The sequence below is a fragment of the Cellulosimicrobium funkei genome (assembly GCF_001019615.1).
GTDB classification, from domain to species: Bacteria; Actinomycetota; Actinomycetes; order Actinomycetales; family Cellulomonadaceae; genus Cellulosimicrobium; species Cellulosimicrobium cellulans_E.
In genome coordinates this window covers 74040-100497 of sequence record NZ_JNBQ01000004.1, presented here as the reverse complement: position 1 = coordinate 100497, position 26458 = coordinate 74040, and the positions used below count along the sequence as shown (strand labels likewise).

Sequence of the window (26458 nt, the reverse complement as noted above, 5' to 3'; positions counted from 1 at the left end):
CGCCATGACCGACCCGTCGCGCGACCCCCGGTCGCTCCCGCCCAGCTTCACCCCCCAGGGCGGCCGCGCACCGCGGCCGTCGTCCGTCGACGACGCGATCGCGGTGGGCAACAGCGGGCGCGCCCAGGCGCGCCCCCGCCCCGCCGTGCCCGACGACGCCGTGCGCCTCGAGCCGCGCATCAAGCGCCAGTCGTCCCGCGAGATCCCCGTGACCCCCGCACGCAGGGGCACTCCCCCGCCGGCACCTCCGGCGCGCGCCACCCGCCCGCGGGCGGACGCCGCGGCGTCGGCGCTCCCTCCGTCGGTCGCCCCGTCCCGCCAGCCTCGCCAGGCGGCGGCGACGCCTCCGCGCGTCTCGTCGTCGCCCCACGGGGGTGCCCAGGCCGTGCCGGCGACGCCGCGGAGCCGTCCGGGCGCCGCGCCCCGGCCGAGCGGCAGCCGGGCCGGGGGTGGGAGCGGGCGACCGCCGTCGGGCACGGCGGCGCCACGGACCGGCAGCGGCGGCTTCCGCGTCCGCAAGGGCCGCGTCGTCGGGCTCGTCGCGTGCGTCGTGATCGTCGCGCTCCTCGCCTGGCCGGTGGGCCTGCTCATCTGGGCCAACGGCAAGATCCAGCACGTCGAAGCGCTCTCCGGCGCACCCGGCACCCCCGGGAACACCTACCTCCTCGCCGGCTCGGACGCGCGGGGCGAGGGCATCAGCGAGGACGGCACCGAGGGCGCGCGCACGGACACGATCATGGTCCTGCACGCCCCGCCCAGCGGCCCCGTCGCCCTCATCAGCCTGCCGCGCGACACGTACGCGGAGATCCCCGGCAACGGCGCGAGCAAGCTCAACTCGGCATACTCGTGGGGCGGCCCGCCGCTGCTCGTGCAGACCGTCGAGCAGCTCACCGGCCTCACGGTCGACCACTACGTCGAGGTCGGGTTCGGCGGGGTCGAGGGCATCGTCGACGCCGTCGGCGGCGTCGAGCTGTGCCTCGACTACGACGTCGACGACCCGAAGAGCGAGCTCGTCTGGACGGCCGGGTGCCACGTTGCCGACGGCCACACCGCGCTCGCGTTCTCGCGGATGCGCTACTCCGACCCGAAGGGCGACATCGGCCGCGCCGAGCGCCAGCGCCAGGTGATCGGCGCGATCAGCTCGAAGGCGGCGAACCCGAGCATCCTGTTCCGCCCCGGCGACCAGGTCTCGCTCCTGGACTCCGGCCTCGGGTCGCTCACGGTCGACCAGAGCACCGGCATCATCGACCTGGGCAGGCTCGCCCTCGCGTTCCGCAAGGCCAACGGCCCGGAGGGCATCACGGGCACGCCGCCGATCTCGAACCCCGACTACCGCCCGGGAGGCAACGTCGGGTCGACCGTGCAGCTGGACCCCGAGACCGTGGGCCAGTTCTGGGTCGACATCCGGGACGGCAACCTGCCCGCGGGGCAGGTCGGCGGGCTCCCGCAGTAACCAGCGACGAGATCGACCCGCAGGTCGTCACGTCGGCCTTCAGGAGGTCGATCCGGGACGTGCGGGCCGATCTCGCGGGACGGGCGGAGTACTAGGCGTCTGCCCGCGAGGCACGCAGACGGGCACCCTTGGCGCGCGCCTGGTCGCCCAGGTCCGCCTGGAAGGCGACCATCTGGTCCCGCAGGCGCGCGGCGTCGTCGTCCGTCCCGGCCGCGAGGATGCGCGCGGCGAGCAGTCCTGCGTTGCGCGCCCCGCCGACGGAGACCGTCGCGACAGGGACCCCTGCGGGCATCTGGACGATCGACAGGAGCGAGTCCATGCCGTCGAGGTGTCGCAGGGGCACGGGGACGCCGATCACCGGCAGCGGCGTCACGGCGGCGAGCATGCCCGGCAGGTGGGCGGCTCCCCCGGCGCCCGCGACGATCACGCGCAGACCGCGCGCGGCGGCCGTGCGGCCGTAGTCGATCATCTCGACGGGCATGCGGTGCGCGGAGACGACGTCCACCTCGACGGGCACACCGAACTCGGCGAGCGCGTCGGCCGCGGCCTCCATGACCGGCCAGTCGGAGTCCGACCCCATGACGATGCCGACGACTGGGTTCTCGCTCATGCTCGCTCCTCGTTCTCGGTGGCCTCGTCTGTGCTCGCGGGACGCTCGCCCCGCAGGATCGCGGCCGCGGCCAGGGCCCGACGCCGGACCTCGGCCAGGTCGTCGCCGCTCACGTTCACGTGCCCGAGCTTGCGCCCGGGGCGCACGCCCTTGCCGTACAGGTTCACCTTCGCGTCGGGGAAGGTGGCGAGGACGGCGGGCAGGGCGTCGGTGAGCTCGACGAGCGTCGACCCCAGCACGTTCGCCATCACGGTCCAGGGCGCCTTGGCCGTCGTGTCGCCGAGCGGCAGGTCCAGCACCGCGCGCAGGTGCTGCTCGAACTGGCTCGTCACCGCCCCGTCGATGGTCCAGTGCCCGGAGTTGTGGGGGCGCATCGCGAGCTCGTTGACCAGCACGCGCGGCCCGTCCTCGCCCGCGACCTCGAACATCTCGACGGCGAGCACACCCGTGACGCCGAGACCCTCGGCGATCCGGACCGCCGCGTCGCGCGCGCGCTCCGCCTCGGCGTCGGTGAGCCCGGGCGCGGGCGCGATCACCTCGGCGCACACGCCGTCGCGCTGGATCGACTCGACCACGGGCCAGGTCCGGACCTCGCCCCGACCGTCGATCCCCCCGGAGGGACGGCGCGCCACGAGGACGGCCAGCTCGCGCGTGAAGGGCACCTTCTCCTCGACGAGCAGCTCGGGGCCGCCCTCGGCGACCGCCTCGATCCACTCCGCGACCTGCTCGGGGCCGCCCTCGGCGACCGACACGACGCGCACTCCCTTGCCGTCGTACCCGCCGCGCGCCGTCTTCACCACGGCCTCGCCCCCGACCTCGGCGAGGAAGTCCGCGAGAGCCGTGCGGGCGGCGTCGGGCGCGGTGGGGAGCGCGGCCCAGCGCGGGCACGGCACGCCGAGCTCGGTGAGCCGCCGGCGCATGACGATCTTGTCCTGCGCGTGCACGAGCGCGTCGGGTCCGGGACGCACGGGCGTACCGTGCTCGAGGAGGTCCGTGAGCAGCGCGTTCGGGACGTGCTCGTGCTCGAAGGTCAGCACGTCCGCCGGGGTCGCACCCGCGGGGGCGATGAGGGAGCGGATCGCGGTCTCGTCGGACGCGACGCCCACGGGGGCGTCGACCACGACCTGGGCCGCGGACGAGTCCGGGGCCTCCACGAGCACGCGCAGGTGCACGCCGAGCTCTCCGGCCGCGGGGGCCATCATGCGCGCGAGCTGTCCTCCGCCGACCACGGCGATCACTGGGGCTGCCACGTGCACCCACCCTAGTGCCTGGGCGCCACGGGACCACGCCGGGACCGCGTACCGGGACGCCCGGGAGGTCGGCCGGCCCACCCCGTGGCGAACGACGGCACCCGGGCGACGCTCAGGAGCGCCCGGTAGCCTCGTGGGGTGACGAGCGACCTGGACCGCCGAGCGGAGGCGGACGCGGCGGCCCTGCCGCGCCGCGAGCGCGTCCTCGCCCGGGTGCGGGAGCTCGCGAAGTTCGGGTCCGTCGGCGCGGTCGCCTACGTGGTCGACCTGGGCCTGTTCAACCTGCTCAGCTTCGGGCCGGGCGAGCTCCTCGGGCACAAGCCGCTCACCGCCAAGATCGTGTCCGTCACGGTCGCGACGCTCGTCGCGTGGGTCGGCAACCGGTACTGGACCTTCTCCGCACGCCGCACCCAGGCGCGCGGTCGCGAGCTCGCGGCCTTCGTCGTGGTCAACGTCGGTGGCATGCTCATCGCGGTCGGCTGCCTCGCGATCTCCACGTACGCGCTCGGCCTCACGTCGCCGCTCGCGAAGAACATCTCGGCGAACGTCGTCGGGCTCGCGCTCGGCACCGCGTTCCGCTATGTGGCCTACCGGCGCCTCGTGTTCACGGGCGACCGTGCGCAGGACGCCCCCACCGCGCCTCAGGACGCCGCGGCACGCTGACGGGCCCGGCGCAGTACGCGCGGCGGGACGTCAGCCGCGGCGGCGCCGACGCCGACCGTGCGCGGAGACCGCGACCCCCGTGGGCAGGACGACGCGCGGGTCCAGACGTCGCGGCACACCCGCGAGGAAGAGCGCGAACACGGCCGGACGGCGCTGCGCGAGCTCGAGCCGGCCGCCGTCGGACGCCGCGAGGTCACGCGCGAGCGCGAGCCCCAGCCCGGTCCCGGCGCCGGAGGTCACCTCGCGCTCGAAGATGCGCGGCGCCAGGTCGTCGGGGACGCCGGCGCCCTCGTCCGACACCTCCGTGACGATCGCGCCGCTCGTGCCGGACGGGCGCGCGCGGACCGTCGTCGTCCCGCCGCCATGCTTGAGCGAGTTCTCGATGAGCGTCGCCAGGACCTGTGCGAGCGCCCCGGGCGTCGCGAGCACCTGGTACTCCGCGGGGACGTCGACGACGAGCTCGCGTCCCGCCTTGGCGAACGTCGGGACCCACTCCTCCTCCTGCTGGTGCACGACGTCGAGCAGGTTCACGGCCTCCGTCGTGCCGCCCTGGGCGCGACGCGAGGACGCGAGGAGGTCGTCGACGACGCCGACCAGGCGCTCGACCTGCTCGAGCGAGATCCGGGCCTCCTCCTGCACGGCGGGGTCGTCCGAGGCCATCGAGATCTCCTCGAGCCGCATGCTGAGCGCCGTGAGCGGCGTGCGGAGCTGGTGGGAGGCGTCCGCGGCGAACTGACGCTCCGCGGCGAGGCGCCCCGCGAGGCGGTCGGAGCTGCGGGCGAGCTCGGCGGCGACGAGGTCGATCTCCTCGACCCCCGACGGCTCGAGCCGCGGGCGCACCTGTCCCGAGCCGAGCTGCTCGGCGGAGGCCGCGAGGTAGACGAGGGGCGCGGCGATGCGGTTGGCCTGCCACACCGCCATGCCGATGCCCGCGGCGAACGCGACGATGGCCGCGGCCACGACGAGGAGCACGACCTGCGCGGCCTGGAGGTAGGCGTCCCAGTACGAGACGGTGAGCGTGACGAGCGCACCCGACTCGGAGTGCAGGGGCTGCTCGATCCCGCGCCCGGTGACCTCCGGGCCGGCCGTGAGGACGGTGCCGTCGGGCAGCGTGACGTAGACCTGGGCCGGCGGGTCGCTCGCGCGGGGCTGGACCGCGTCCTCGATGACGTAGTCCGGGATGTCGTCGCCGGCGGCGAGCCGGGCGTCGATCGAGCGGGCGAGGCGCTCGACGCGCGACGTGACGTCGTCGACCTCGCCCTGGAGCACGAACCGCGCGCCGTAGAACGCGAGCGGGAAGCCCAGGAGGATGACGGCGACGGCCACGGCCGCCACCGTGGCCTGCAGCATCCGACGCCGCACGCTGCTCCTCGCTCCCGTGTCCTGGTCCCCTGGCCGGGGTCGGTCAGCTCTCGCCGGTCTCGAAACGGAAACCGAGACCGCGGACCGTCGAGATGTAGCGCGGCGCGTTCGCGTCGTCGCCGAGCTTGCGGCGCAGCCACGACACGTGCATGTCGAGCGTCTTGGTCGAACCCACCGGCTCGGAGCCCCACACGTCGCGCATGAGGGCGTCGCGCACGACGACCGAGCCCGCGCTCGCGACGAGCACGCGCAGCAGCTCGAACTCCTTGGTGGTCAGGTGCAGCTCGCGCTCGCCCTGGAACGCGCGGTGCGCGGAGACGTCGATGCGCACGTCCTGCGCGGCGAGCTCCTCCTCGTCCACCTGCTCGCCGTGCGAGCGGCGCAGGAGCGCCCGCACCCGGGCGAGCAGCTCGGCGAGCCGGAACGGCTTCGTGACGTAGTCGTCGGCACCGGCGTCCAGGCCCACGACGAGGTCCACCTCGTCGGCCCGGGCGGTGAGCACGAGCACCGGGGTGGTGAGGCCCTTGTGACGGATCTCGCGCGCGACGTCGAGGCCGTCCATGTCCGGAAGGCCCAGATCGAGCACCACGATGTCCGCACCGCTCGCGGAGTCGATCGCCCCTTGACCAGTTCCTTGGACGACGACGTTGTAACCCTCACGTGTCAGTGCGCGCGCCAAAGGTTCGGCAATCGCCGGGTCGTCCTCCGCTAGCAGTACGTGGGTCATTCGCTCATGCTAGGGCATCACTACGACTTCGGTCCCATCGTGTCTCGTGAACTCTGCGACCCTGGTCGGACGCCCCGTCGCCGCCCTCTGCCTAGGCTGGAACGCATGGGATGGTACGAGCGCCTCGGGCAGTGGTCCGACGAGCACCGGTTCGGTGTGGACCTCACCGTCACGCTCGTCCTCGCCGTCGTGTTCGTGCCCGCGTCCGCGGCGTTCACGTCGATGGGCGCGGGCGGTACGGGCACGAGCGGCGGGTGGGCCGCGTTCTGGGCGCTGCTGCTCCTCGCCCCGCTGCCCTGGCGCCGCTCCCGCCCGCTCGCGTCGGCGATCACGGTGTACTCCGTCGCGCTCGTGCACCTGCTCGCCGGCTATCTCGTGATCTTCCCTGCCGACTTCGCGGTGCTCGTCGCGCTCTACTCCGTGACGGTCTACGGTCCCCGCTGGGCGCACCGGACGGCCATCGTGGCCTCCCTCGTCGGGGCGGTCGTCCTCGGGATCGCGCTCGGGCTGCTGTCGGGCCGCCTCACCGACCTCGCGACGATGGTCTTCTTCACGTCCGCGTTCGGCGGCATGACCTTCCTCGCGGTGTGGGCGTTCGGCCTCGTCCGCCGCTCCCGGCGCGAGACGATCGCCGCGCTCGTCGACCGCGCGGAACGGCTCGAGGTCGAGCGCGACCAGCAGGCGCAGATCGCGACCGCCGCCGAGCGGGCCCGCATCGCGCGGGAGATGCACGACATCGTCGCCCACTCCCTCTCCGTCGTCATCGCCCAGGCCGACGGCGGCCGGTACGCCGCCGCCCACGACCCCGAGGCCGCGACGCGCGCGCTCGCGACCGTGTCCGAGACCGGTCGCACGGCGCTGGCGGACATGCGCCGGCTCCTGGGGGTCCTCCGGTCGGAGCCGCCGCGCGTCGTCGTGCCCCCGGGCGCCGTCGGGCCGGCCGGGACGCTCGCGCTGCCGTCAGGACGCGGCGCGCCCGGGACACCGCCCGACGGCTCGCCCTACGGGCCGGCCGCACCCGCGCACCCGGCGCCCGCGAGCGCCGCGACGGCGGCGCTCGAGCGCGCGCCCCAGCCGGACACCGCGGACCTCGAGACGCTCGTCGCGCAGGTGCGTGACAGCGGCATGCGCGTGTCGTTCGTCCGCGTCGGCCAGGCGCGCCCGCTGCCGCCCGGGGCCGGGCTCACGGTCTACCGCGTGTGCCAGGAGGCGCTGACCAACGTGCTCAAGCACGCCGGTCCCGACCCGGAGGTCACCGTCGTCGTGCGGTGGGGCGCCACCACCCTGGACCTGGAGGTCGAGGACGACGGGCGGGGCGCGTCGACGTCCGCCGTGGCGCGCCAGGACTCCCGGCCCGGCGGCTACGGCGTGCTGGGCATGCGCGAGCGCGCCGCGCTCTTCGGCGGGTCCGTGCAGGTGGGTCCGCGTCCTGGGGGCGGCTTCCGCGTGCACCTGCGCATCCCCGTGCCGGCCCTGCCGGGCGCCGCGCCCGCTCCGGGCGCCGTCCCCCGGCCTCCGGGACAGCCCGTCCCCGCACCGCCGCCCGCGCCGTCGGGCAGGATGGCTCCGGGCCGCCCGTCCGCCGTGACGCCCCCGCTTCCACCACCGCCGGTCGGGGCCGACTCCTCGAACCCGGCCCTCGACCGACCGACCGACAGGACATCATGACCGACGCCTTCCCCGTCCCCGACGGGGCGTACGCCGCAGACCCGCTCGAGCCCCTCGAGCCCGTGCGCATCGCGCTCGTCGACGACCAGCAGCTCGTGCGCGCGGGCTTCCGCATGGTCATCGACTCGCAGCCGGACCTCACGGTCGCGGTCGAGGCGGGGGACGGGCTCCAGGCCCTGCGTCTGCTCGCCGACCACCCGGTCGACGTCGTGCTCATGGACGTCCGCATGCCGCACCTCGACGGGCTCCAGACCACGGCCCGGCTCACGGCGGCGGCGGCCGACGGCGGGCACGCGCCCAAGGTCATCGTCCTCACCACGTTCGACCTCGACGAGTACGTGCTCGAGGCCATCCGGTCCGGCGCGAGCGGGTTCCTGCTGAAGGACGCGCCGCCCGAGGAGATGCTCGCGGCGATCCGCACGGTGCACCGCGGCGACGCCGTCATCGCGCCGTCGTCCACGCGGCGCCTGCTCGAGCACCTGGTGACCGCGCTGCCCGCCGAGCAGGTCGAGGACTCCCCCGCGCACGCCGCCGTCGAGGGCCTCACCGAGCGCGAGCGCGAGGTCCTCGTCCTCATGGCGCGCGGCCGCTCCAACACCGAGATCGCGAGCGACCTGTTCGTCGCCGAGGCGACGGTCAAGACGCACGTCGGCCGCATCCTCGCCAAGCTCGGCGCGCGCGACCGCGTCCAGGCCGTCGTCACGGCCTACGAGACGGGTCTGGTCCGCCCGGGCGCCTGACTCCCGCCCGTCCCGTCGGCGCCCCACCGGTCCCCGGGACCCGTGGGGCGCCGTCGTGTCAGCCCTCGGCGCGGGCCGGGTACGACCACGGGATGACCCGCCTCCCGTGCAGGACCCGACCCTCGCCGGACGCGGCGGGGCAGGCCCGCTCCGTAGCGTCGTCCACGATCCCGGCGCACGCCTCCGACCTGGTCGGCGTGAGCGCGCGACGGACCCGACGACGACCCTCGACGTACCCAGGAGATGCCGTGGACACGACCGTGTACCGCCCCACCGACCCCGCCCCCGCCGGCCCGCCCGCGGTCCGGGCCCGCTCGCTGCGCAAGACCTATGGCACGGGCGAGGCGGCGGTGCACGCGCTCGACGGCGTGGACGTGGACTTCGAGCGCGGCCACTTCACGGCCATCATGGGCCCGTCGGGCTCGGGCAAGTCGACGCTCATGCACCTGCTCGCGGGCCTGGACACCGCGACGAGCGGCCACGCGTTCATCGGCGACACCGAGGTCACGGGCCTGAACGACAACGCGCTCACGCAGCTGCGCCGCGACCGCGTGGGGTTCGTGTTCCAGTCGTTCAACCTCCTGCCGATGTTCACGGCGGAGCAGAACATCACGCTGCCCGTCGAGCTCGCGAACGGCAAGGTCGACCGCGCGTGGTTCGACACGCTGGTGCGCACGCTCGGCCTCGAGGCGCGGCTCAGCCACCGCCCGAGCGAGCTGTCCGGCGGGCAGCAGCAGCGTGTCGCCATCGCGCGCGCCCTCATCGCTGGGCCGGAGGTCGTCTTCGCCGACGAGCCGACGGGCAACCTCGACTCGCGCTCGGGCGCGGAGGTGCTGAGCTTCCTGCGCCGCTCGGTCCGCGAGCTCGGCCGCACGATCATCATGGTCACGCACGACCCGACGGCCGCCGCCTACGCGGACCGCGTCGTGCTCATCGCCGACGGGCGGATCGCGGGCGACATCAGCGACCCGACGCCCGAGTCGGTGCTCGCCGGGCTCGACGCCCTGCGCACGCTCGAGGCGCCGGGCGCCGACGGCTCCGCCCCGACCGCGTCGCAGGCGGTGCGCGCCTGATGCTCCGCCTCACCCTGGCGCAGATGCGCCGCAGCATCGGCCGCCTCGTCGCAGCCGGCGTCGCGATCGTCATCGGGACGGCGTTCGTCACGGCGACCCTGATCGCGGGCAACGTCATCACCCAGACCACGAACGACTCGATCGCCGCGCAGTTCGCGGACGCGGACCTCGTCGTCTCCGCGCCGAGCGACCTCACGGCGTCCGACGTGGACGCGCTGCGCTCGGTCGCGGGCGTCGACGCGGTGGACGCGGTCCAGTTCACCTACCTCGACCTCGCGCACGGCGCGAAGCGCGTGTTCCAGCTCGGCGTCCCCGCGCCCTCCGACCCCCGCTTTGAGGCGCTGGAGGTCGTCGAGGGCTCGATGCCGACGGCGCCCGGCCAGCTCTCCCTCCCGACCGCCGTCGCCGAGCGCCTGGGCGTCGGCATCGGCGACACCGTCACGAGCTCGCGCAACGTGTGGGACGCTTCCGCGCCCGACGGCGGCGACTACGAGGAGATCCGTGACGAGCTGACCGTCGTCGGGACGACCGACGACCCGTACGGCGCGTACGCCCAGATGGGCGGGGCCGTCGTCGTGACGGCCGAGGACGTGGCGGCGTGGCAGGCCGCGCAGGCGATGCCCGACGACCCCGAGCGCACCTACTCCGCCGCGATGGTGGGACTCGCCCCGGACACGGACCTCGAGACGGCGCGCGCGGCCCTCGTCGCCGCGTCGCCGGACGAGGCCGAGGCCGTCACGCCCGACGAGCACGCCCAGGCGCAGGCCCAGAAGATGACGGGCGGCCAGGACGTCTTCACGTACGTCATCCTCGGCTTCGCCGCCGTCGCGCTGCTCGTCGCGGCGCTCGTCATCGCGAACACGTTCCAGGTGCTCGTCGCGCAGCGCACGCGCACCCTGGCCCTCCTGCGGGCCGTCGGCGCGAACCGCTCGCAGCTCGCCCGGTCGGTCCTGTCCGAGGCGACGATCCTCGGCGTCCTGTCCTCCGTGGGCGGCATCCTGCTCGGCTGCCTGCTCACGCAGGTCGCGCTCCTCGTGGCCCGCGGCGCGGACCTCGGCGTGGCGATCCCGGCCACGATCACGGTGACGCCCGCGGTCGTGCTCGTGCCCCTTCTCGTGGGGACCCTCGTGACGGTCGTCGCGTCGTTCGCCCCGGCCCGGGCCGCCACGCGCGTCGCCCCGCTCGAGGCGCTGCGCCCGGCCGACGCGCCGAGCCTCTCGCGCGGCGGCGGTCGCGTGCGCCTCGTGATCTCGAGCCTGCTCACGCTCGGCGGCCTCGCGGTCCTGGGCGGCGGCATCTGGCTCGGCGGCACCGGCAGCCCCGAGATCGGGCTCCTCGCCGGCGTCGCGGGCGGCGCCGTGTCGTTTGTCGGCGTCCTCGTCGGGGCGGTGTACTGGCTGCCCGGCGTCGTGTCCTTCGTGGGCCGGCTCCTCGCCGGCACCGGGTCGACGGCGCGCCTCGCCACCGCGAACACGCTGCGCAACCCGCGCCGCACCACGGCGACGAGCACCGCGCTGCTCATCGGCGTCACGCTCGTCGCGATGATGTCGACCGGCGCCGCGAGCGCCCGCACCTCGCTCGACGCGGCGCTCGACGACCAGTACCCCGTCGACGTCCTCGTCGCGACGGACGCGTACGGGTCGACGGGCGACGCCGTGCCGGACGACGTCGTGCGCGCCGTCTCGGGGACCGAGGGCGTCTCGCGCGTCGTCGAGCTCTCCGCGGCGACGGTCACGCTGCCCGACGGCACCGAGATGACGATGCACGGCGTCGACCCGGGCCAGGCGCGCGACGTCGTGCGCACGCCGGACGTGCTCGCGGGGTTCGCCCCCGGCACGCTCATGGTCCCCGAGGCCGACGCCGAGTCCTGGGACGTCGCCGAGGGCGACACGCTCGAGCTCACCGGGCCGGACGGGGCGACCCTCGCGGTGACCGCCCACGTCGGCGCCATCGGGGACGGCTGGCTCCTCGACGCGGACGACGCGCGGACCCTGGACCCGGACGCGGTCGTGTCCCGGCTGTGGGTCGGGATCGACGACACGGGCGACGCGACGCAGGTCGTGCCGGCGATCCAGGACGCGATCGTCGAGTCGGACACGCCCGTCGAGGTCGCCGGCATCGCCGTCGAGCGCGCGGCGATGCAGAGCGTCATCGACACGATCCTCGGGGTCATCGTGGGCCTGCTCGCGGTCGCCGTCGTCATCGCGCTCATCGGCGTGGCGAACACGCTGTCGCTCTCGGTCATCGAGCGGCGCCGCGAGTCCGCGACCCTGCGCGCGATCGGGCTCAGCCGCGGCCAGCTCCGATGGATGCTCGCGATCGAGGGCATGCTCATCGCGGGCGTCGGCGCGGTCCTCGGCATCGTGCTGGGCGTCCTGTACGGCTGGGCCGGCGCGGCGACGGCGCTGAGCGTCATGGGCGACGTGTCGCTCGCGGTGCCGTGGCGGGACATCGCGCTCGTGCTGGTCGTCGCGCTCGTGGCGGGGCTCGTCGCGTCCGTCGTGCCCGGCCGGACGGCCGCCCGCACGTCGCCCGTCGCGGCGCTCGCCGTGGACTGAGCCGCGGCTCGTCGGGCCCGACGGTCGACGCACGCCCCTGTGGACGGACCTCCGTCCACAGGGGCGCGCTCGTTCCCGGGCGGAGAGGTCGCCGAGTCGGGCACCATCGCCGCGTGCCACCCGCCCCCGCCCCGACGCCCCCCGTCACCGACCCCGCGCCCGAGCGCGCCGGGCCAGGGGACGAGGCGTGGCTGCGCGTCACGGTGCATCCCGCCACGGACGTCCTGCTCCCGGCCGGGGCGCGCCTGGGCGACGTGCGCGGGGGTCTCGCAGAGCTCGTGTGCCGTCCGGAGCTGCGCACCGCCGCCCTGCTCGTGGACGGCGTCCCGGTCGATGACGACCAGCGCTGCGGGACCCGCCCCCTGCTCCCCGGGGCGACGGTCGCCGTCGTGCCCGCCGGCGGGAGGCCGGTCGCCGGGGCGGCCCGCCCGGACGCCGTGCTCGCCGCCCCGCTCCACGTCGCCGTCCTCGCGGGCGGGGACGCGGGGCGGCTCGTCGCCGTCCCGGACGGCGCGGGCCGCGCCCGGGTCGACGCGCTCGACGTCCGCCGCCGCGGCACGCCACGTGGCACGCGGGTCAGAGTCCGCGTGCCGCGCGGGACCCGGCGCGTGCCCGACGACGCGGCGGTCCTCGTCGCACGACCGGCCGGTGCCGGTCGCCGGCTCCCGTCCTGGCGCACGGTCCGGTGGCGCACGGGCGACGCCCTCGCGACCCCTCACGGCGTCTACGCCCTGCGACCGCGCCCCGCCCTCGTGCACGGACCCCGCACCGGCCCCGTGGACCCGGCCACCGTCGACGCGTCCCCGGGTCGGCCGAGCGCCGGCCACCTCGCGACCGCGGTCGTGCCCGCGGTCGCGTCGCTCGCCCTCGCCGTGACGTTCCGCCAGCCGCTGTACGCGCTGCTCGCCCTCGCCGGGCCGCTCGCGCTCCTCGGCCCCGCGCTCGTCGAGGGCCGCCGACGCCGCGCGGCCCGTCGGGGCGGCCGAGGTCCGGCTCCGGGGTCCGACGTGAGGCGAACGCCCGGTGACGACGGCGCACGCGCGACGACGCCCGTCGACCCGCTGCGCCCTCGGCCGGCAGACGCGCTCACCTGGGCGACGCTCGCGCGGCTCGCACCGGTCGCCACACCCCCCGGTGGGGCTCCGCCGGGCCCGGGCGCCGACCTGCACGCCGTCGCGGTCGCACCCGTCGCGCCCGTGCGGCTCCCCGACGGGTGCGTCGCCGTCGTCGGCCCCCGCGCCCTCGCGCTCGCCGCCGCGCGCGCCGTGCTCGGAGAGCTCCTGTCGACCGGTGCCGTGCCGACGTTCCGGCACCCGCCGCACGCCGCGGCCGACTGGGCCTGGTGCCGCTGGCTCCCTCGGGCGAGCGCCGTCGGCTCGCTGGACACCGCACGACCGCCGACCGGTCCGGCCGCCGTCCTCGTGGTCGACGGGGCCCCGCCCGCGGGCGAGCTCGCCCGGGCCTGGGAGCGGCTCGGGGCGACGGGGACCGACCTGCTCCTCGTGCTCGACGACGCGGCCCGCGTCCCGGCGTGGTGCCGGACGGTCATGGACGTGTCCGGCCCGACCGTCGTGGTCACCGGCCCGGACGACGCACGCACCGTGCGCGAGCACGTCGGGGCGAGCGAGGAGTGGGCCGTCGCGCTCGCCCGTCGGCTCGCCGCGGCGGACCATCTCGGCCGGCTGGACGGCACCGACCCCGCCGGGCACGACCCCGGTGACCCGACCTCACCCTCGCTGCCGGCGGACGTCGCGCTCGGCGACCTGCTCGGCCTGCCGGACGAGCCAGGCGACCTCACGGCGTGGGTCGACGCCCGCTGGCAGGACGCGGCACGGCGCGACGGGACCGGTCTGCGGGCTGTGCTGGGCGTCGGGGCCGGGGGCGCACCGGTGACCGTGGACCTCGTCCGCGACGGACCGCACGTGCTCGTCGCCGGGACCACGGGGGCGGGCAAGTCGGAGCTCCTCCAGACCCTCGTCACGGGGCTCGCGCTCGGGCGCTCGCCGGCGGAGCTGTCGATCGCGCTCGTCGACTTCAAGGGCGGCGCGAGCTTCGGGGCGTGCGGGCTCCTGCCGCACGTCGTGGGCACGGTGACCGACCTCGACCCGGGTCTCGCCGGCCGCGCGCTCGCCGGGCTGCGGTCCGAGCTGCGCCGGCGCGAGCGCGTGCTCGCCGCGGCGGGCGCGACCAGCGTCGACGAGCTCGCCCGAGGACGGCTGCCGCGGCTCGTCGTCGTCGTGGACGAGTTCCGGGCGCTCGCCGACGACCTGCCCGACCTGCTGCCCGGCCTGCTGCGCGTCGCCGCCCAGGGCCGCGCCCTCGGCGTGCACCTCGTGCTGGCGACGCAGCGGCCCGCCGGTGCCGTGAGCGCCGACGTGCGGGCCAACATCACCCTGCGCCTCGCCCTGCGCGTCGTCGACGTCGCCGACTCGCGGGACGTCGTCGAGTCACCGCTCGCGGCGCTCGTCCCGGCGTCGGCCCCGGGGCGGCTCGTCCTGCGCCGTGGTGCCGAACCTCCGCTCGCGGTGCAGTGCGCCCGGGTCGGGGCGCCGGCGCGCGCCGCGGCGTCGGGTGCGCGCGGCGCTCCCCCGTGGGGAGTCGCACGAGGCCTCCCCCGCGGAGCCTCCGCGCCCGACGACGGCCGCGCGCCCGGCCCGGGAGCACCCCGGCCCGCTGACGACCGCCTTCGCCGGATCGTGGCCACGGCCCGCGACGTCGCGGAGCGGGCCGGCCTGCGCCCGGCGCCGCCGCCGTGGCTGCCCGCCCTGCCCGACCGGGTCGGGCAGGACGACCTCGCGGGCCTCGCACGTGCGGCCGGCCCCGCCCCGCACGACGGCGAGCACGACGGCGGGCGCGACGGTGGGCCCGCTACCGACGGCGCGCCGGACGACCCTGCGCACCCCGGCGACGGTCGGGCCGGCCCGGGGGGTCGCGCGGTGATCGCCGAGGTCGCGGCGCTGCCCGTCGCGCTCGGCGACGTCCCCGACCTGCAACGCCGGACGGTCGTCCGGTGGGACCCCCGCGACGGGCACCTCGCGGTGCTGGGCCGCGCACGCTCGGGCCGGACGACGGCGCTGCAGACCGTGGGACGGGCCGCGCTCGCGCGCGGGTGGGCGGTCCACGCCGTCGGGTCGGGGCTCGCCGACCTCGCGTCGCATCCCGGGGGCGGGGACGGTCGTCGACCGCGACGACCCGCGTCGCCTCGTCCGCCTCCTGCGGCTGCTCGCCGGTCACGACGACGGCCAGGGGCGCCCCGCGGGGACCGACGCCACCGGCCGGGTCCTCCTGCTCGTGGACGACGTCGACGCCGTCCGGTCGGCCCTCGCGGGCGTGGCGGGCGGTGCCGGCGCCGACGCGCTCGCGGACGTGCTCGCGGGCCCCGCCGCGGTCGCCGTGGGGTGCGCCAGCCCGACGGTCGCGGGGCTGTCGTCGCTGGTCGGGGTGCGCGCGGTGATGGTGTCGCGCGACCGCCACGACGACGTGGCGCTCGGCGTGCCCTCCGCGCTCGCCGGACGGGGAGGCCCGGCGGGGCGGGCCGTGTGGCTCGGTCGCGGCGAGCCGGTCCTGTGCCAGGTCGCCCTCCCAGCGCAGCCGCCGCCGGAGCACGCTCCCGAGAGACCGGCGCTCCCGGCCGCCGCACGGCCGGGAGCACCGGACCGAGACGCTCGGCCCGGCGCGTTCCGGCTCGTGCCGCTGCCCGCGCGGGTCGCCCCCGCCGACCTCACCACCCCGGACCCGCTCCACGCGTCGGCCGGCCCGGGCCCAGCGTCGGCCGGACCAGGCCCCGAGCCGGACGGTCCGCGCCTCGCGTCGGCTGCGTTCCACGTCCCGGTGGGTCGGGGCGGCGACACGGCCGGCACGGTCACGTTGGACGTGTCGGGCGGCGCGCTCGTGGTCGGCCCGCCGGGCTCGGGGCGCACGAGCGCGCTGACCCTCCTCGCGCGGCACGTCGCGCGCGCGGGCGCGCTGCGCGGGGTCGTCGCCCGCGACGCCGTGCTCGCCGCGGCCGGACCCGGGACCGACGTGGTCCGCCGGTACGCGCCGGCCGACGTCGGCGCGCTCCTCGACGCCGTCGCCGCCGGCACGCGCGAGACCGGGCAGGAGGACGCGCTCGGGAACGGTCCACGGGGACGGCCCGGCGTGGTCGTGGTCGACGACCTCGACGTCCTCCTCCAGCTCTGCGTGGTCGAGGGCGAACGGCTCGCGGCAGCGTGCCGGGACGGCCTCGTGCTCCTCGCGTCCGCGACCACCGGCGGCGCCGCGTCGGCACTGCGCGGCCCGCTCGCGGACCTGCGCGGCGTGCGCGCCGGCATCGTCCTCGCGGCGGGTGAGCGCGGCAGCGCCGAGGTGTTCGGTCGTGGCCTCGAGTGGCTCGCGGAGCCGGGGCGGCCGCGACCCGGCCGCGGGGTGCTCGTCCAGGGCGCTCGGCTCACCCCGGTGCAGCTCGCGCTGGCCTCGGCGGACGGTCGACGCTCAGGGGCGTCCGGGCACGCGCAGCCCGGGCATCAGGCGTGACGCACCAGGGCCCGGGTGCCCGGCGCGCAGGTGTCAGGCCGTGGCCCGGGAGTCACGGGTCGTGGCCTCGACGACCGGCCGGAGCATGAGCAGGACGAAGACCACGACGGCGAGCACGAGCGCGGCGACGACCCACGGCGTGACGCCCACCTGGAGCGAGCTGATCGCCACGACGGCCTGAAGGATCTGCCACGTCGCGACCGGCGACCGCGCCCAGCGCTGCCCGCGCAGCAGGCCGCGCAGGCTCGCGGCGAGCACCGCGGCGACGCCCAGCGCGAAGACGACGAGGAACACGCTGACCCCGAACGACTGCGACCCGCCGCGCACGAGCTCGACGAGGAGGAGGACCGCGCCGACGACCAGGACCGCGACCTCGATCCCGACCCCGACGAGGAGCGCGGTCAGCACCGGGGGTCGCGACGCGCCGTCGGGCGCCGGACCAGGCGTCGGGACGGGCGTCGTCGGGGGCTGCTCGGGCGGCTGTCCGGAGGGCTTGCGGGGAGGCACGATCACCCAGCGTACGCGCCGACCTGCGCCTTCACACCCGTGTGACGAAGACCTCACGATTCATGCGACGGAAACTTTCTCGTAACCCCTTGTGCTGCGCTTCACGAGGTGTGAACCTGGTTCAAGCATCAATCACCCCCGCCTCGAGCCCTGGTCCAGGCAGCCCCCTGCCGGGCATCACCGCGACGAGTCATCACCTCGCGACCAGGCTCCCCTCTGCCAAGGAGACGACGATCATGGACTGGCGCCACCGCGCAGCCTGCCTCGACGAAGACCCCGAGCTCTTCTTCCCCATCGGCAACACCGGACCCGCGCTCCTCCAGATCGAGGAGGCGAAGGCCGTGTGCCGTCGCTGCGACGTCGTCGACACGTGCCTCAAGTGGGCCATCGAGTCCGGGCAGGACGCGGGCGTCTGGGGCGGCCTCTCCGAGGACGAGCGCCGCGCCCTCAAGCGCCGCACCGCCCGCGCGCGCCGCGCCGGCTGACACGCTTCACCACGCTCCGCCCGCCCACGGGCGTCGAGCAGCACGTCGACGACGGGCCGTCACCCTCCGGGGTGACGGCCCGTCGTCGTACCAGGCAGTGGGTCCGGGCGGTCGCGCCAGGCGGCGCGCGGGGCGGGCGCGCCGGGACCCGAGTTCTCAGCCCTGGCGGTTGCCGTCGCGCAGGACGAGCGCGAGCACGACCTGCGTGCCCCCGCCGGGCCGCGGCGACCACTCGATGGTGCCGCCGAGCTCGTTCGTGACGAGCGTGCGCACGATCTGCGTCCCCAGGCCGCTCTTGGCGGCCTTGCCCGCCCGGGCGACGTCGCCGTCGGGCATGCCGACGCCGTCGTCCGCGACCACGATGCGCAGCGCGGAGCCCTCGCGCTCGACCGCGACCTCGACGGTCCCGGTCTCCTGCTTCGCGAGGCCGTGCTCCACCGCGTTGGTGACGAGCTCGGTGAGGATGAGCGCGAGCGGGGTCGCGTCCTCCGCCGGCACGAGGCCGAAGCTCCCGGTGCGGACGGTGCGCACGCTCGTGTCCGCGGACGCGACGTCGGCGGCGAGGCGCAGGGCCCGGCCCACCATGTCGTCGAACTCGACCTCCTCGTCGAGCGTCTGCGACAGGCTCTCGTGCACGAGCGCGATGGTCGCGACGCGGCGCATGGCCTCCTCGAGTGCGGCGCGCGCCTCGGGCACGTCCATGCGGCGGGCCTGGAGGCGCAGGAGCGCGGCGACGGTCTGGAGGTTGTTCTTCACGCGGTGGTGGATCTCGCGGATCGTCGCGTCCTTGGTGATGAGCTCGCGCTCGCGCCGCCGCAGCTCCGACACGTCGCGGCACAGCAGGACGGCGCCGATGCGCTGGCCCGACTCGGTGAGCGGCAGCGCGCGCAGCGACAGCGCGACGCGCTGCGCCTCGATCTCCGTGCGCCACGGCGCGCGGCCCATGACCACGAGCGGGAGCGACTCGTCGACGGGCGTCTGGTGCTCGATGAGGTCGGCCGTCACCTCCGCCAGCGAGCGCCCGACGAGCGGGCCGATGACGCCGAGGCGGTGGAAGCAGCTCAGCGCGTTGGGGCTCGCGTAGAGGACCTCGCCCTCGGAGTTGAGCCGGATGAGGCCGTCGCCGACGCGCGGGGCGCCGCGGCGCGGGCCGGTCGCCGCGTTGGGGAAGGGGAACTCGCCGCGGGAGATCATCGCGATGAGGTCGTCCGCGGCCTCGACGTAGTTGAGCTCGAGGCGGCTGGGCGTGCGCCCGCTGCCGAGGTTGGTCTGCCGCGCGACGACGGCGATCGCGCGCCCGGCGTGCAGGACGGGGATCGCCTCCTCCCGGACCGCGTACGCGCCGAACCAGCGCGGCTCGCGCGAGCGCTGGGAGCGGACCTCGGTGAGCGCGCGCTCGAGCTGCGGGCGCTGCCCCTCGGGGGCGAACGAGCCCACGATGTCGTCGTAGTGGACGGTCGCGCCGGTCGACGGGCGGCACTGCGAGACGGCGACGAAGTTGCCGTCGGTCGTGGGGAGCCACAGCACGAGGTCGGCGAACGCGAGGTCGGAGATCACCTGCCAGTCGCCCACGAGCAGGTGCAACCACTCGTTGTCCGCCGGGCTGAGGTCGGCGTGGCGGGAGATGAGGTCACTCATGGCAGACACGGACCCCAGCGTAAGGGGGTCGGACCGGTAGAGTCCCCTCAGCGCCCGCGCGCGCGGTCGCCCGAACCCGCCGACCGGCCCGGCGGCCGACCGGCACAGGTCGGCGGCAGGTCGGCCCGTGGCCCGAGGAGGTCCCGTGCACCTGAGCGTCGAGCTCCGCTACCCCGCCGCCGTCCCCGTGGTCGGCGCGATGCTCGCCGACGAGGAGTTCGTGCGCTGGCGCGCCGCACGCTCCGGCGGCGACGGGGCCCGCGTCGAGCAGGTCGACGTCACCGGCGGCGCCGTCGAGGGCTTCACGGTGACGGTCCGCCGCACCCTGCCCACCGACCAGATCCCGGCCCACGTCCGGTCCTTCGTCGGGGGCCAGCTCGAGATCCGGCAGGCGGAGGCCTGGGAGCCGGAGCGCGACGGCGAGCGGTCCGGGACCGTCTCGCTCGAGATCACCGGCGCCCCGGTGCGGCTCACGGGGACGGTCACGCTCTCGCCCGACGGCGACGGCACCGTGGAGCGCTACGCGGGAGAGGTGAAGGCGTCCGTGCCGCTGTTCGGCGGCGCGATCGAGCAGGCGGCCGCGGAAGCCGTCCGCGCGGCGCTCGCGGCGGAGGAGTCCGCGGGCCGGGAGTGGCTCGCGCGCTGACGCCGCCCGGCGCCCCGATCAGGTCCGGGGAGCCGGTCTCGAACCGGTAACGATTTCCCCAGAACCCTACCGACCGGTTGGTCGCGAAAACCTCCTGAACTGCGGGAACGCCCGAGTGGGAGCGCGACCACACCGTCGTCGTCGCGACCGTGGCTTGACACGGGTTCGGCCGGGAAAGCACGATCACCCCGTTGTGTGGAAGCGCTACCACATTGGAGGTGGGAGCGCTGCCACGACCCCGCCCCACCGACAAGGGAGTCACCGTGCTGAGCAGCACCCGTACGACCCGCCGGCCCCGCAAGGCGATCGCCGCCGTCGCAGGCCTCGCGGCCATCACCCTCACCCTGACCGCGTGCTCGAGCGGCTCCGGCTCGAACGACGACGAGACGGGCTCCGGCGACGGCGAGAAGATCACCCTCACCGTGGCCACGTTCAACGACTTCGGCTACACCGACGAGCTCCTCGCCGCGTACACCGAGGAGCACCCGAACGTCACCGTCAAGCAGACCAAGGCGGCGAAGTCCGAGGACGCGCGCACCAACCTCACCACCAAGCTCGCCGCCGGCGGCGATGGCCTCGCGGACATCGAGGCCATCGAGGTCGACTGGCTGCCTGAGCTCATGCAGTACCCCGACCTCTTCACCGACCTCACCGACTCGTCGCTCGACGGTCGCTGGGTGGACTGGAAGGTCCAGCAGGCCACGACGCCGGACGGCAAGCTCATCGGCTACGGCACCGACATCGGCCCGAGCGCGATCTGCTACCGCCAGGACCTCTTCGAGGCCGCCGGCCTGCCGACCGACCCCGCCGAGGTGGCGGAGCTCCTCGGCGGCGAGGACGCGACGTGGGACGACTACTTCGCCGCGGGCAAGACCTTCGTCGCCGCGAGCGACGCGGCCTGGTACGACTCGGCCATGTCGATCTCGCAGGCGATGGTCAACCAGATCGACAACGCCTACGAGGAGTCCGACGGCACGCCCAAGGACCTCGCGACGAACCAGCCGATCATCGACATCTACGACACGGTCCTCGAGCAGTCCACGACGAACGGGCTCTCGGCGGGCCTCGAGCAGTGGTCCGGCGACTGGGACGCCGCGTTCCAGAACGACGGCTTCGCGACGATGATCTGCCCGGCGTGGATGACGGGCCCGGTCGAGGAGCGCTCGGGTGGCGTGACCGGCTGGAACGTCGCGGACGTCTTCCCCGGCGGCGGCCTCAACTGGGGCGGTTCGTTCCTCACGGTCCCGGCCTCCGGCCCGAACGCCGAGGCGGCCAAGGAGCTCGCCGCCTGGCTGACCGACCCGGCGCAGCAGACGACGGCCTTCGAGAACGCGGGCACGTTCCCGTCGCAGATCGAGGCCCAGGAGTCCGACGCCGTGCAGTCGTTCACGAACGACTTCTTCAACAACGCCCCGGTCGGCACGATCTTCGTGAACCGTGCGCTCGCGATCGACAGCGCGCCGTTCAAGGGCGCCAACTACTTCTCGATCCACACGACCGTCCAGGACGGCATCAAGCGCGTGGACGTCGAGAAGACCGACGACGCCGCGTCCTCGTGGCAGAAGACGCTCCAGTCCTTCCAGGACCTGGGTCTGTGACCTGACGGGGCCGGGGCGGCACCACGGTGCCGCCCCGGCCCCGCTCGCGTCCACCGCCGGGCGCCGCCGCCCCGGCGGCCGCCCGACCGCCACCCGCAGTCACCAGCAGCCCAGGAACCTCACATGGCCGTCCTCTCGCCCACCCAGCCCTCCCCGGGGCTCAGCGGGCCGACGCCGCGCACGCCGCGACGCGTCGGCTTCTCCCAGCGCCTGAGCCGCTGGGACGTCAAGGTCTCGCCCTACCTCTACATCTCGCCCTTCTTCATCCTGTTCGCGATCACGGGCCTCTTCCCGCTCGTGTACACGGCCGTGGTGTCGGTCTACGACTGGAACCTGCTCGGCGGTCAGGGCGACTTCGTCGGCCTCCAGAACTACACGGACGTGCTCGCGCAGCCGACGTTCTGGAAGTCGCTGCGCAACACCGTCTCGATCTTCGTCCTGTCGTCCGTGCCGCAGGTGATCGCCGCCATCGCGATCGCCGCGCTGCTCGACCAGAACCTCCGCGCCGCCACGTTCTGGCGCATGGGGGTCCTGCTCCCGTACGTCGTCGCCCCCGTCGCGGTGTCGATGATCTTCGGCCGCCTCTTCGCCGACCAGTACGGCCTCATCAACGAGCTCCTGGGCTTCGTCGGCATCGAGCCGATCCGGTGGCACGCGGACGCGCTCGCGAGCCATGTCGCCATCGCGTCGATGGTGAACTTCCGCTGGACCGGGTACAACGCGCTGATCTTCCTCGCGGCGATGCAGGCCGTGCCGCGCGAGCTGTACGAGGCCGCGATCATCGACGGTGCCGGCCGCGTGCGCCAGTTCTTCTCCGTGACCGTCCCGCAGATCCGCGCCACGATCATCTTCGTCGTCATCACGTCGACGATCGGCGGCCTCCAGATCTTCGACGAGCCGCGCATGTTCGACGCGCAGGGCCTCGGCGGCGCCGACCGCCAGTGGATGACGACCGTGCTCTACCTCTACGACGTCGCGTGGGGCAACCAGAAGAACTTCGGGCGCGCAGCCGCGGTCGCCTGGCTGCTGTTCCTCCTCATCATCCTCATCGGCATCGTCAACTTCCTCGTCACCCGACGGATCGCCACGTCCAACGCCCAGCCACGCCCGCCACGGTGGGTCCGCCGTCGCCGCGAGACCCAGAAGCGCCTGCGCGCCGAGAGCGCAATCTCGGCCCAGCGCTCGCGCACGGGCACCACGGACGCCGACACGACCGCCGCCAGCACGACCGACCGGAGGAAGCGATGAGCTCCGTCCCCGTCATCGCCCAGACCGCCGGGCCGGGTGCGGCCCGCGCCGCCGCCCGACGCCGCGGCGCCGGGAAGAACGTCGGCGGTACCCAGCGCCGGCCGCGGTGGGTCACCTACACGATCCTCGGGATCGTCCTGCTGGTCTCGATCTTCCCGCTGTACTTCACGCTGATCCTGGGCTCCTCCACGCCGGAGGAGATCTCGCGCAGCGCGCTGCCCCAGCTCCTGCCGGACGCGAGCCTGTTCGACCGGTTCGCCGAGGTCATGAACTCCGACGCGATCAACTTCTGGAAGGCCGCCTGGAACTCGGTGGTCGTCGCGGTGCTCACGTCGCTGTCCGTCGTGCTCTTCTCGACGCTCGCGGGCTTCTCGTTCGCCAAGCTCCGGTTCCGCGGGCGTGGGCCGCTGCTCGTGTTCGTCATCGCGACGATGGCGGTCCCCACGCAGCTCGGCGTCATCCCGATGTACATCCTCATGTCGGACCTCGGGTGGATCGGCAAGCTCCAGGCGGTCATCGTGCCGGCGCTCGTCACCGCGTTCGGCGTCTTCTGGATGACGCAGTACCTGGGTGAGGCGCTGCCCTACGAGCTCATCGAGGCGGCCCGCGTCGACGGCGCGTCGATGTTCCGCACGTTCTGGTCGATCGCCCTCCCGGCGGCCCGCCCGGCCGCGGCGATGCTCGGTCTGTTCACGTTCGTCCAGCAGTGGACGAACTTCTTCTGGCCGTCGATCGTGCTCAACCAGAACAACCCGACGCTGCCCCTCGTGGTGCGGTCCCTCCAGTCGAACTTCTTCGTCGACTACTCGCTCGTCATGGCGGGGATCTTCCTCGTGACCCTGCCGCTGATCGTCATCTTCATCTTCACCGGCCGCCAGCTCGTGGCGGGCATCATGCAGGGCGCCGTCAAGGGCTGACGCCCGGCGCCACCGCGCGGCCCGCACCACCCCGGTGCGCGACGCCGCGCGGCAGACCGTCGCGCGGGCGGGCCCACCGGCCCGCCCGCGCGCCACTCCTCGACCCTCGAAGGACAATCGACCCATGACCAGCTTCGTCCCGTCCGCGCCCCTCCTCCCGAACCCGGCGACCGCGACCGGACGCGTCGAGATGCCCCCGGGCTTCCTCTGGGGCGCCGCGACCGCCGCGTTCCAGATCGAGGGCGCCGGGCACACCGACGGCCGCACGGACTCGGTGTGGGACGCGTTCGCCCGCGTCCCGGGCGCCGTCGTGAACGGCGACGACGGCATGGTCGCGTGCGACCACTACCACCGGTACCGCGAGGACGTCGCGCTCATGCGCGAGCTCAACCTCGGCACGTACCGGTTCTCGACGTCGTGGGCGCGCGTCCGGCCCGACGGCGGCGCGCCCAACCCGGCGGGCATCGCCTTCTACGACCGCCTCGTCGACGAGCTCCTCGGCGCGGACATCCTGCCGTGGCTGACGCTGTACCACTGGGACCTCCCCCAGGCGCTCGAGGAGAAGGGCGGCTGGACCTCGCGCGACACGGCCTACCTCTTCGCGGAGTACGCCGTGACGATGCACGAGGCGCTCGGCGACCGCGTGGGCGTGTGGACGACGCTCAACGAGCCGTGGTGCTCGGCCTTCCTCGGCTACACCGCGGGCGTGCACGCGCCCGGCCGCCAGTCGCGCGAGGACGGCCTCGCCGCGGCGCACCACCTCCTGCTCGGCCACGGCCTCGCTGTCCAGGCGCTGCGCGAGCGCGCGCCCGAGGCGAACCTCGGCCTGACGCTGAACTTCACCGTGTCCGACCCGGTCGACCCGCAGGACCCTGCCGACGTCGACGCCGCGCGCCGCATCGACGGGCAGTTCAACCGGATCTTCCTCGACCCGGTCTTCCACGGCGAGTACCCCGCCGACGTCCTGGAGGACGTCGCGCCCTACGGTCTGCTCGACCACGTGAAGGACGGCGACCTGGAGATCATCTCCACGCCGATCGACACGCTCGGGGTCAACTACTACAACGGCGGTGCCGTCTCGGGGCACCCCCTGCCCGCGACCGAGTCCGGCGGCGGGACGCGCCCCGAGGGCGTGCGCGACGAGCCCGCGGACGACGCGCCGGTGCGCGCGACGTCGTCCCCCTTCCCGGCCGCGGACGACGCGCACGACCGCTCGCGCGGCCTGCCCCGGACGGACATGGGCTGGGAGGTGCAGCCCGAGGGCCTGACGCGCCTGCTCACGCGCCTCCAGCAGGACTTCACCGGCCCGCGCGGCGTGGCGATGTACATCACGGAGAACGGTGCGGCCTACCCCGACCAGGTGGGCGCGGACGGCTCGGTGGACGACCAGGACCGGCTCGAGTTCATCGACGCGCACCTGCGCGCGACGCGCGACGCGATCGACGCCGGCGCGGACGTGCGCGGGTACTTCGCGTGGTCGCTCCTCGACAACTTCGAGTGGGCGCTCGGCTACACCAAGCGGTTCGGCATCGTCCGCGTCGACTACGAGACGCAGGAGCGCACGGTCAAGGCGAGCGGCGCCTGGTACGCGCAGGTCGCGCGCGACAACGCCGTGCCGGCGCGCGACACGGCCGGCGCGGACGCCGCCGCCGGGGAGTGACGACACGGTGAGCGGGGCGGTGCGGTCGGCCGGGCGCGCGCGGGATACTGTCCTGATGAACAGCCTGCGCTCCGCGCCGACCCTGGACGAGGTGGCCCAGACGGCGGGTGTCTCGCGCTCGACCGCGTCGCGCGCGATCAACGGCGGCCTGCGCGTGTCGCCCGAGGCCCAGGCGGCGGTCGACGCCGCCGTCGCCCAGCTCGGCTACACGCCCAACCGCGCCGCCCGCTCCCTCGTGACGCGCCGCACCGACTCGATCGCGCTCGTGGTCCCCGAGCCGGACGAACGCATCCTCACCGACCCGTTCCTCGCGGGCACGATGCGCGGCGTGAGCGCCGCGCTCGGCGGCACGGACCTCCAGCTCGTCCTGCTGTTCGCGCGGCCCGACGAGCAGCCGGGCCGCATCGTGCGGTACCTGAGCAGCGGGCACGTGGACGGCGCGATCGTCGCCTCGCACCACCGCGACGACGAGCTCGAGGAGGCGCTGCTCGCGGCCCGGCTGCCCGCGGTGTTCGTCGGGCGGCCGTTCCGCCCGACGCCCGACCTGCTCTACGTCGACGTCGACAACGTCGAGGGTGGCCGCCTCGCGGCGCGCCGGCTCGTCGAGGCGGGCCGCCGCCGCATCGCGACGATCGCCGGTCCGCAGGACATGACGGCGGGCGTCGACCGGCTCACGGGCTGGCGCGAGGTGCTCCAGGGTGCGGGCCTGCCCGACGACGCGGTCGAGATCGGCGACTTCGCCGTCGCGGGCGGCGCCGCCGCGATGGAGCGCATCCTCGCGGCACACCCCGACGTCGACGGCCTGTTCGTCGCGTCGGACCTCATGGCCGAGGGCGCGCTGCGCGTCCTCGCGGCGCACGGGCGCGACGTGCCGCGCGACGTGTCCGTCGTCGGGTTCGACAACCTCGCGACCGCCGCCTCGACGGTGCCGCCGCTCACGACGGTCCAGAACCCGATGGTCGAGATGGTCCGCGGCGCGACCGACCTCCTGCTCGACCTCGTCGGCGGACGCGGGGACGAGATCGCGTCGCAGGTCCTCTCCCCCGCGCTCGTCGAGCGCGACTCGGTCTGACCCTCCCGTCGCCGTGGCGCCCTGCCCTGGGCGCCGCGGCGGCGTGGGCGGGCGCTCGTAGCCTGAGG

General features: G+C 75.2%; 21 protein-coding genes and 1 pseudogene. 15 read left to right on the top strand and 7 right to left on the bottom strand.

Going from position 1 to position 26458, the window contains the following annotated elements; genetic code table 11:
• Window positions 1–4 precede the first annotated feature (4 nt).
• Complete coding sequence (locus tag FB00_RS21580) at window positions 5–1453, top strand: LCP family protein (protein ID WP_082141067.1); 1449 nt, start codon at window positions 5–7, stop codon at window positions 1451–1453.
• 91 nt (window positions 1454–1544) lie between these two features.
• On the opposite strand, the gene purE is transcribed toward FB00_RS21580, so the two are convergent.
• Together purE and FB00_RS06585 are read right to left on the bottom strand one after the other, a co-directional pair.
• Window positions 1545–2063 (bottom strand): 5-(carboxyamino)imidazole ribonucleotide mutase, encoded by a 519-nt coding sequence (purE, locus tag FB00_RS06590; protein WP_047232101.1) that lies wholly within the window; start codon window positions 2061–2063, stop codon window positions 1545–1547.
• Window positions 2060–3313 carry a 5-(carboxyamino)imidazole ribonucleotide synthase gene (locus FB00_RS06585; protein ID WP_047232100.1) on the bottom strand — a complete coding sequence of 418 codons (1254 nt, stop codon included), beginning with the start codon at window positions 3311–3313 and terminating at the stop codon, window positions 2060–2062. The genes purE and FB00_RS06585 overlap by 4 nt, the downstream gene beginning before the upstream one ends.
• 138 nt (window positions 3314–3451) lie before the next feature.
• Here FB00_RS06585 and FB00_RS06580 point away from each other — a divergent pair, with 138 nt between their 5' ends.
• Window positions 3452–3976: a GtrA family protein gene (locus FB00_RS06580; RefSeq protein ID WP_231581746.1), complete on the top strand. Its 525-nt coding sequence runs from the start codon at window positions 3452–3454 to the stop codon at window positions 3974–3976.
• Window positions 3977–4006: 30 nt separating this feature from the next.
• Here the strand turns inward: FB00_RS06580 and FB00_RS06575 are convergent, their stop codons facing one another.
• Both FB00_RS06575 and FB00_RS06570 read right to left on the bottom strand, forming a co-directional pair.
• Window positions 4007–5338 carry an ATP-binding protein gene (locus tag FB00_RS06575; protein ID WP_047232099.1) on the bottom strand — a complete coding sequence of 444 codons (1332 nt, stop codon included), beginning with the start codon at window positions 5336–5338 and terminating at the stop codon, window positions 4007–4009.
• 43 nt (window positions 5339–5381) lie between these two features.
• Window positions 5382–6065, bottom strand: a complete 684-nt coding sequence (locus FB00_RS06570; protein WP_031316534.1) for a response regulator transcription factor — start codon at window positions 6063–6065, stop codon at window positions 5382–5384.
• Window positions 6066–6170: 105 nt separating this feature from the next.
• On the opposite strand from FB00_RS06570, the gene FB00_RS06565 reads away from it, so the two are divergent.
• The 5 genes and pseudogenes from FB00_RS06565 to FB00_RS23200 all read left to right on the top strand — a co-directional run.
• Window positions 6171–7733 (top strand): sensor histidine kinase, encoded by a 1563-nt coding sequence (locus FB00_RS06565; protein WP_082141066.1) that lies wholly within the window; start codon window positions 6171–6173, stop codon window positions 7731–7733.
• Window positions 7730–8473 (top strand): response regulator, encoded by a 744-nt coding sequence (locus FB00_RS06560; protein ID WP_082141065.1) that lies wholly within the window; start codon window positions 7730–7732, stop codon window positions 8471–8473. The genes FB00_RS06565 and FB00_RS06560 overlap by 4 nt, the downstream gene beginning before the upstream one ends.
• Before the next feature lie 248 nt (window positions 8474–8721).
• Window positions 8722–9546, top strand: a complete 825-nt coding sequence (locus tag FB00_RS06550; protein WP_047232097.1) for an ABC transporter ATP-binding protein — start codon at window positions 8722–8724, stop codon at window positions 9544–9546.
• A 23-nt stretch (window positions 9547–9569) separates the two neighbouring features.
• A complete protein-coding gene (locus tag FB00_RS06545; RefSeq protein ID WP_231581745.1) occupies window positions 9570–12104 on the top strand; it encodes an ABC transporter permease in 2535 nt (844 codons plus the stop codon).
• 1547 nt (window positions 12105–13651) lie between these two features.
• Window positions 13652–14509 (top strand): annotated as a pseudogene (locus FB00_RS23200) (FtsK/SpoIIIE domain-containing protein); the annotation flags it as partial.
• Between the two features lie 42 nt (window positions 14510–14551).
• Here the strand turns inward: FB00_RS23200 and FB00_RS22655 are convergent.
• Window positions 14552–15097, bottom strand: a complete 546-nt coding sequence (locus FB00_RS22655) for a hypothetical protein (RefSeq protein WP_231581744.1) — start codon at window positions 15095–15097, stop codon at window positions 14552–14554.
• Window positions 15098–15395: 298 nt separating this feature from the next.
• Here FB00_RS22655 and FB00_RS22650 point away from each other — a divergent pair, with 298 nt between their 5' ends.
• Window positions 15396–16619, top strand: a complete 1224-nt coding sequence (locus FB00_RS22650; RefSeq protein WP_047232093.1) for a hypothetical protein — start codon at window positions 15396–15398, stop codon at window positions 16617–16619.
• A 33-nt stretch (window positions 16620–16652) separates the two neighbouring features.
• Here FB00_RS22650 and FB00_RS06525 read toward each other — a convergent pair whose 3' ends face one another.
• Window positions 16653–17126, bottom strand: coding sequence for a hypothetical protein (locus tag FB00_RS06525; protein WP_156186320.1), 474 nt, complete (start codon window positions 17124–17126; stop codon window positions 16653–16655).
• Window positions 17127–17362: 236 nt separating this feature from the next.
• On the opposite strand from FB00_RS06525, the gene FB00_RS06520 reads away from it, so the two are divergent.
• Complete coding sequence (locus FB00_RS06520) at window positions 17363–17611, top strand: WhiB family transcriptional regulator (RefSeq protein WP_021481972.1); 249 nt, start codon at window positions 17363–17365, stop codon at window positions 17609–17611.
• A gap of 156 nt (window positions 17612–17767) precedes the next feature.
• On the opposite strand, the gene FB00_RS06515 is transcribed toward FB00_RS06520, so the two are convergent.
• Entirely contained in the window at window positions 17768–19249 is a 1482-nt protein-coding gene (locus tag FB00_RS06515; RefSeq protein WP_047232092.1) for a sensor histidine kinase, read from the bottom strand.
• A gap of 145 nt (window positions 19250–19394) precedes the next feature.
• On the opposite strand from FB00_RS06515, the gene FB00_RS06510 reads away from it, so the two are divergent.
• From FB00_RS06510 to FB00_RS06485, 6 genes are all read left to right on the top strand, one after another.
• A complete protein-coding gene (locus FB00_RS06510) occupies window positions 19395–19895 on the top strand; it encodes a DUF2505 domain-containing protein (protein WP_047232091.1) in 501 nt (166 codons plus the stop codon).
• A 263-nt stretch (window positions 19896–20158) separates the two neighbouring features.
• Complete coding sequence (locus FB00_RS06505; RefSeq protein ID WP_047232090.1) at window positions 20159–21493, top strand: ABC transporter substrate-binding protein; 1335 nt, start codon at window positions 20159–20161, stop codon at window positions 21491–21493.
• Window positions 21494–21616: 123 nt separating this feature from the next.
• Window positions 21617–22741 carry a carbohydrate ABC transporter permease gene (locus tag FB00_RS06500; RefSeq protein ID WP_082141062.1) on the top strand — a complete coding sequence of 375 codons (1125 nt, stop codon included), beginning with the start codon at window positions 21617–21619 and terminating at the stop codon, window positions 22739–22741.
• Window positions 22738–23658 (top strand): carbohydrate ABC transporter permease, encoded by a 921-nt coding sequence (locus tag FB00_RS06495; RefSeq protein WP_047232089.1) that lies wholly within the window; start codon window positions 22738–22740, stop codon window positions 23656–23658. Before FB00_RS06500 ends, FB00_RS06495 begins: the two co-directional genes overlap by 4 nt.
• 124 nt (window positions 23659–23782) lie before the next feature.
• Entirely contained in the window at window positions 23783–25318 is a 1536-nt protein-coding gene (locus FB00_RS06490) for a glycoside hydrolase family 1 protein (RefSeq protein ID WP_047232088.1), read from the top strand.
• A gap of 55 nt (window positions 25319–25373) precedes the next feature.
• Entirely contained in the window at window positions 25374–26390 is a 1017-nt protein-coding gene (locus FB00_RS06485; protein WP_047232087.1) for a LacI family DNA-binding transcriptional regulator, read from the top strand.
• Window positions 26391–26458: the final 68 nt, after the last annotated feature.

Excerpts from the sequence above, each read along its gene's own strand:
- FB00_RS06560 (WP_082141065.1), top strand. The coding sequence starts at position 7,730 with ATGACCGACGCCTTCCCCGTCCCCGACGGGGCGTACGCCGCAGACCCG.
- FB00_RS06500 (WP_082141062.1), top strand. The coding sequence starts at position 21,617 with ATGGCCGTCCTCTCGCCCACCCAGCCCTCCCCGGGGCTCAGCGGGCCG.
- FB00_RS06515 (WP_047232092.1), bottom strand. The coding sequence starts at position 19,249 with ATGAGTGACCTCATCTCCCGCCACGCCGACCTCAGCCCGGCGGACAAC.
- FB00_RS06490 (WP_047232088.1), top strand. The coding sequence starts at position 23,783 with ATGACCAGCTTCGTCCCGTCCGCGCCCCTCCTCCCGAACCCGGCGACC.
- FB00_RS06520 (WP_021481972.1), top strand. The coding sequence starts at position 17,363 with ATGGACTGGCGCCACCGCGCAGCCTGCCTCGACGAAGACCCCGAGCTC.
- FB00_RS06570 (WP_031316534.1), bottom strand. The coding sequence starts at position 6,065 with ATGACCCACGTACTGCTAGCGGAGGACGACCCGGCGATTGCCGAACCT.
- FB00_RS06565 (WP_082141066.1), top strand. The coding sequence starts at position 6,171 with ATGGGATGGTACGAGCGCCTCGGGCAGTGGTCCGACGAGCACCGGTTC.
- FB00_RS06495 (WP_047232089.1), top strand. The coding sequence starts at position 22,738 with ATGAGCTCCGTCCCCGTCATCGCCCAGACCGCCGGGCCGGGTGCGGCC.
- FB00_RS21580 (WP_082141067.1), top strand. The coding sequence starts at position 5 with ATGACCGACCCGTCGCGCGACCCCCGGTCGCTCCCGCCCAGCTTCACC.
- FB00_RS06545 (WP_231581745.1), top strand. The coding sequence starts at position 9,570 with ATGCGCCGCAGCATCGGCCGCCTCGTCGCAGCCGGCGTCGCGATCGTC.
- purE (WP_047232101.1), bottom strand. The coding sequence starts at position 2,063 with ATGAGCGAGAACCCAGTCGTCGGCATCGTCATGGGGTCGGACTCCGAC.
- FB00_RS06485 (WP_047232087.1), top strand. The coding sequence starts at position 25,374 with ATGAACAGCCTGCGCTCCGCGCCGACCCTGGACGAGGTGGCCCAGACG.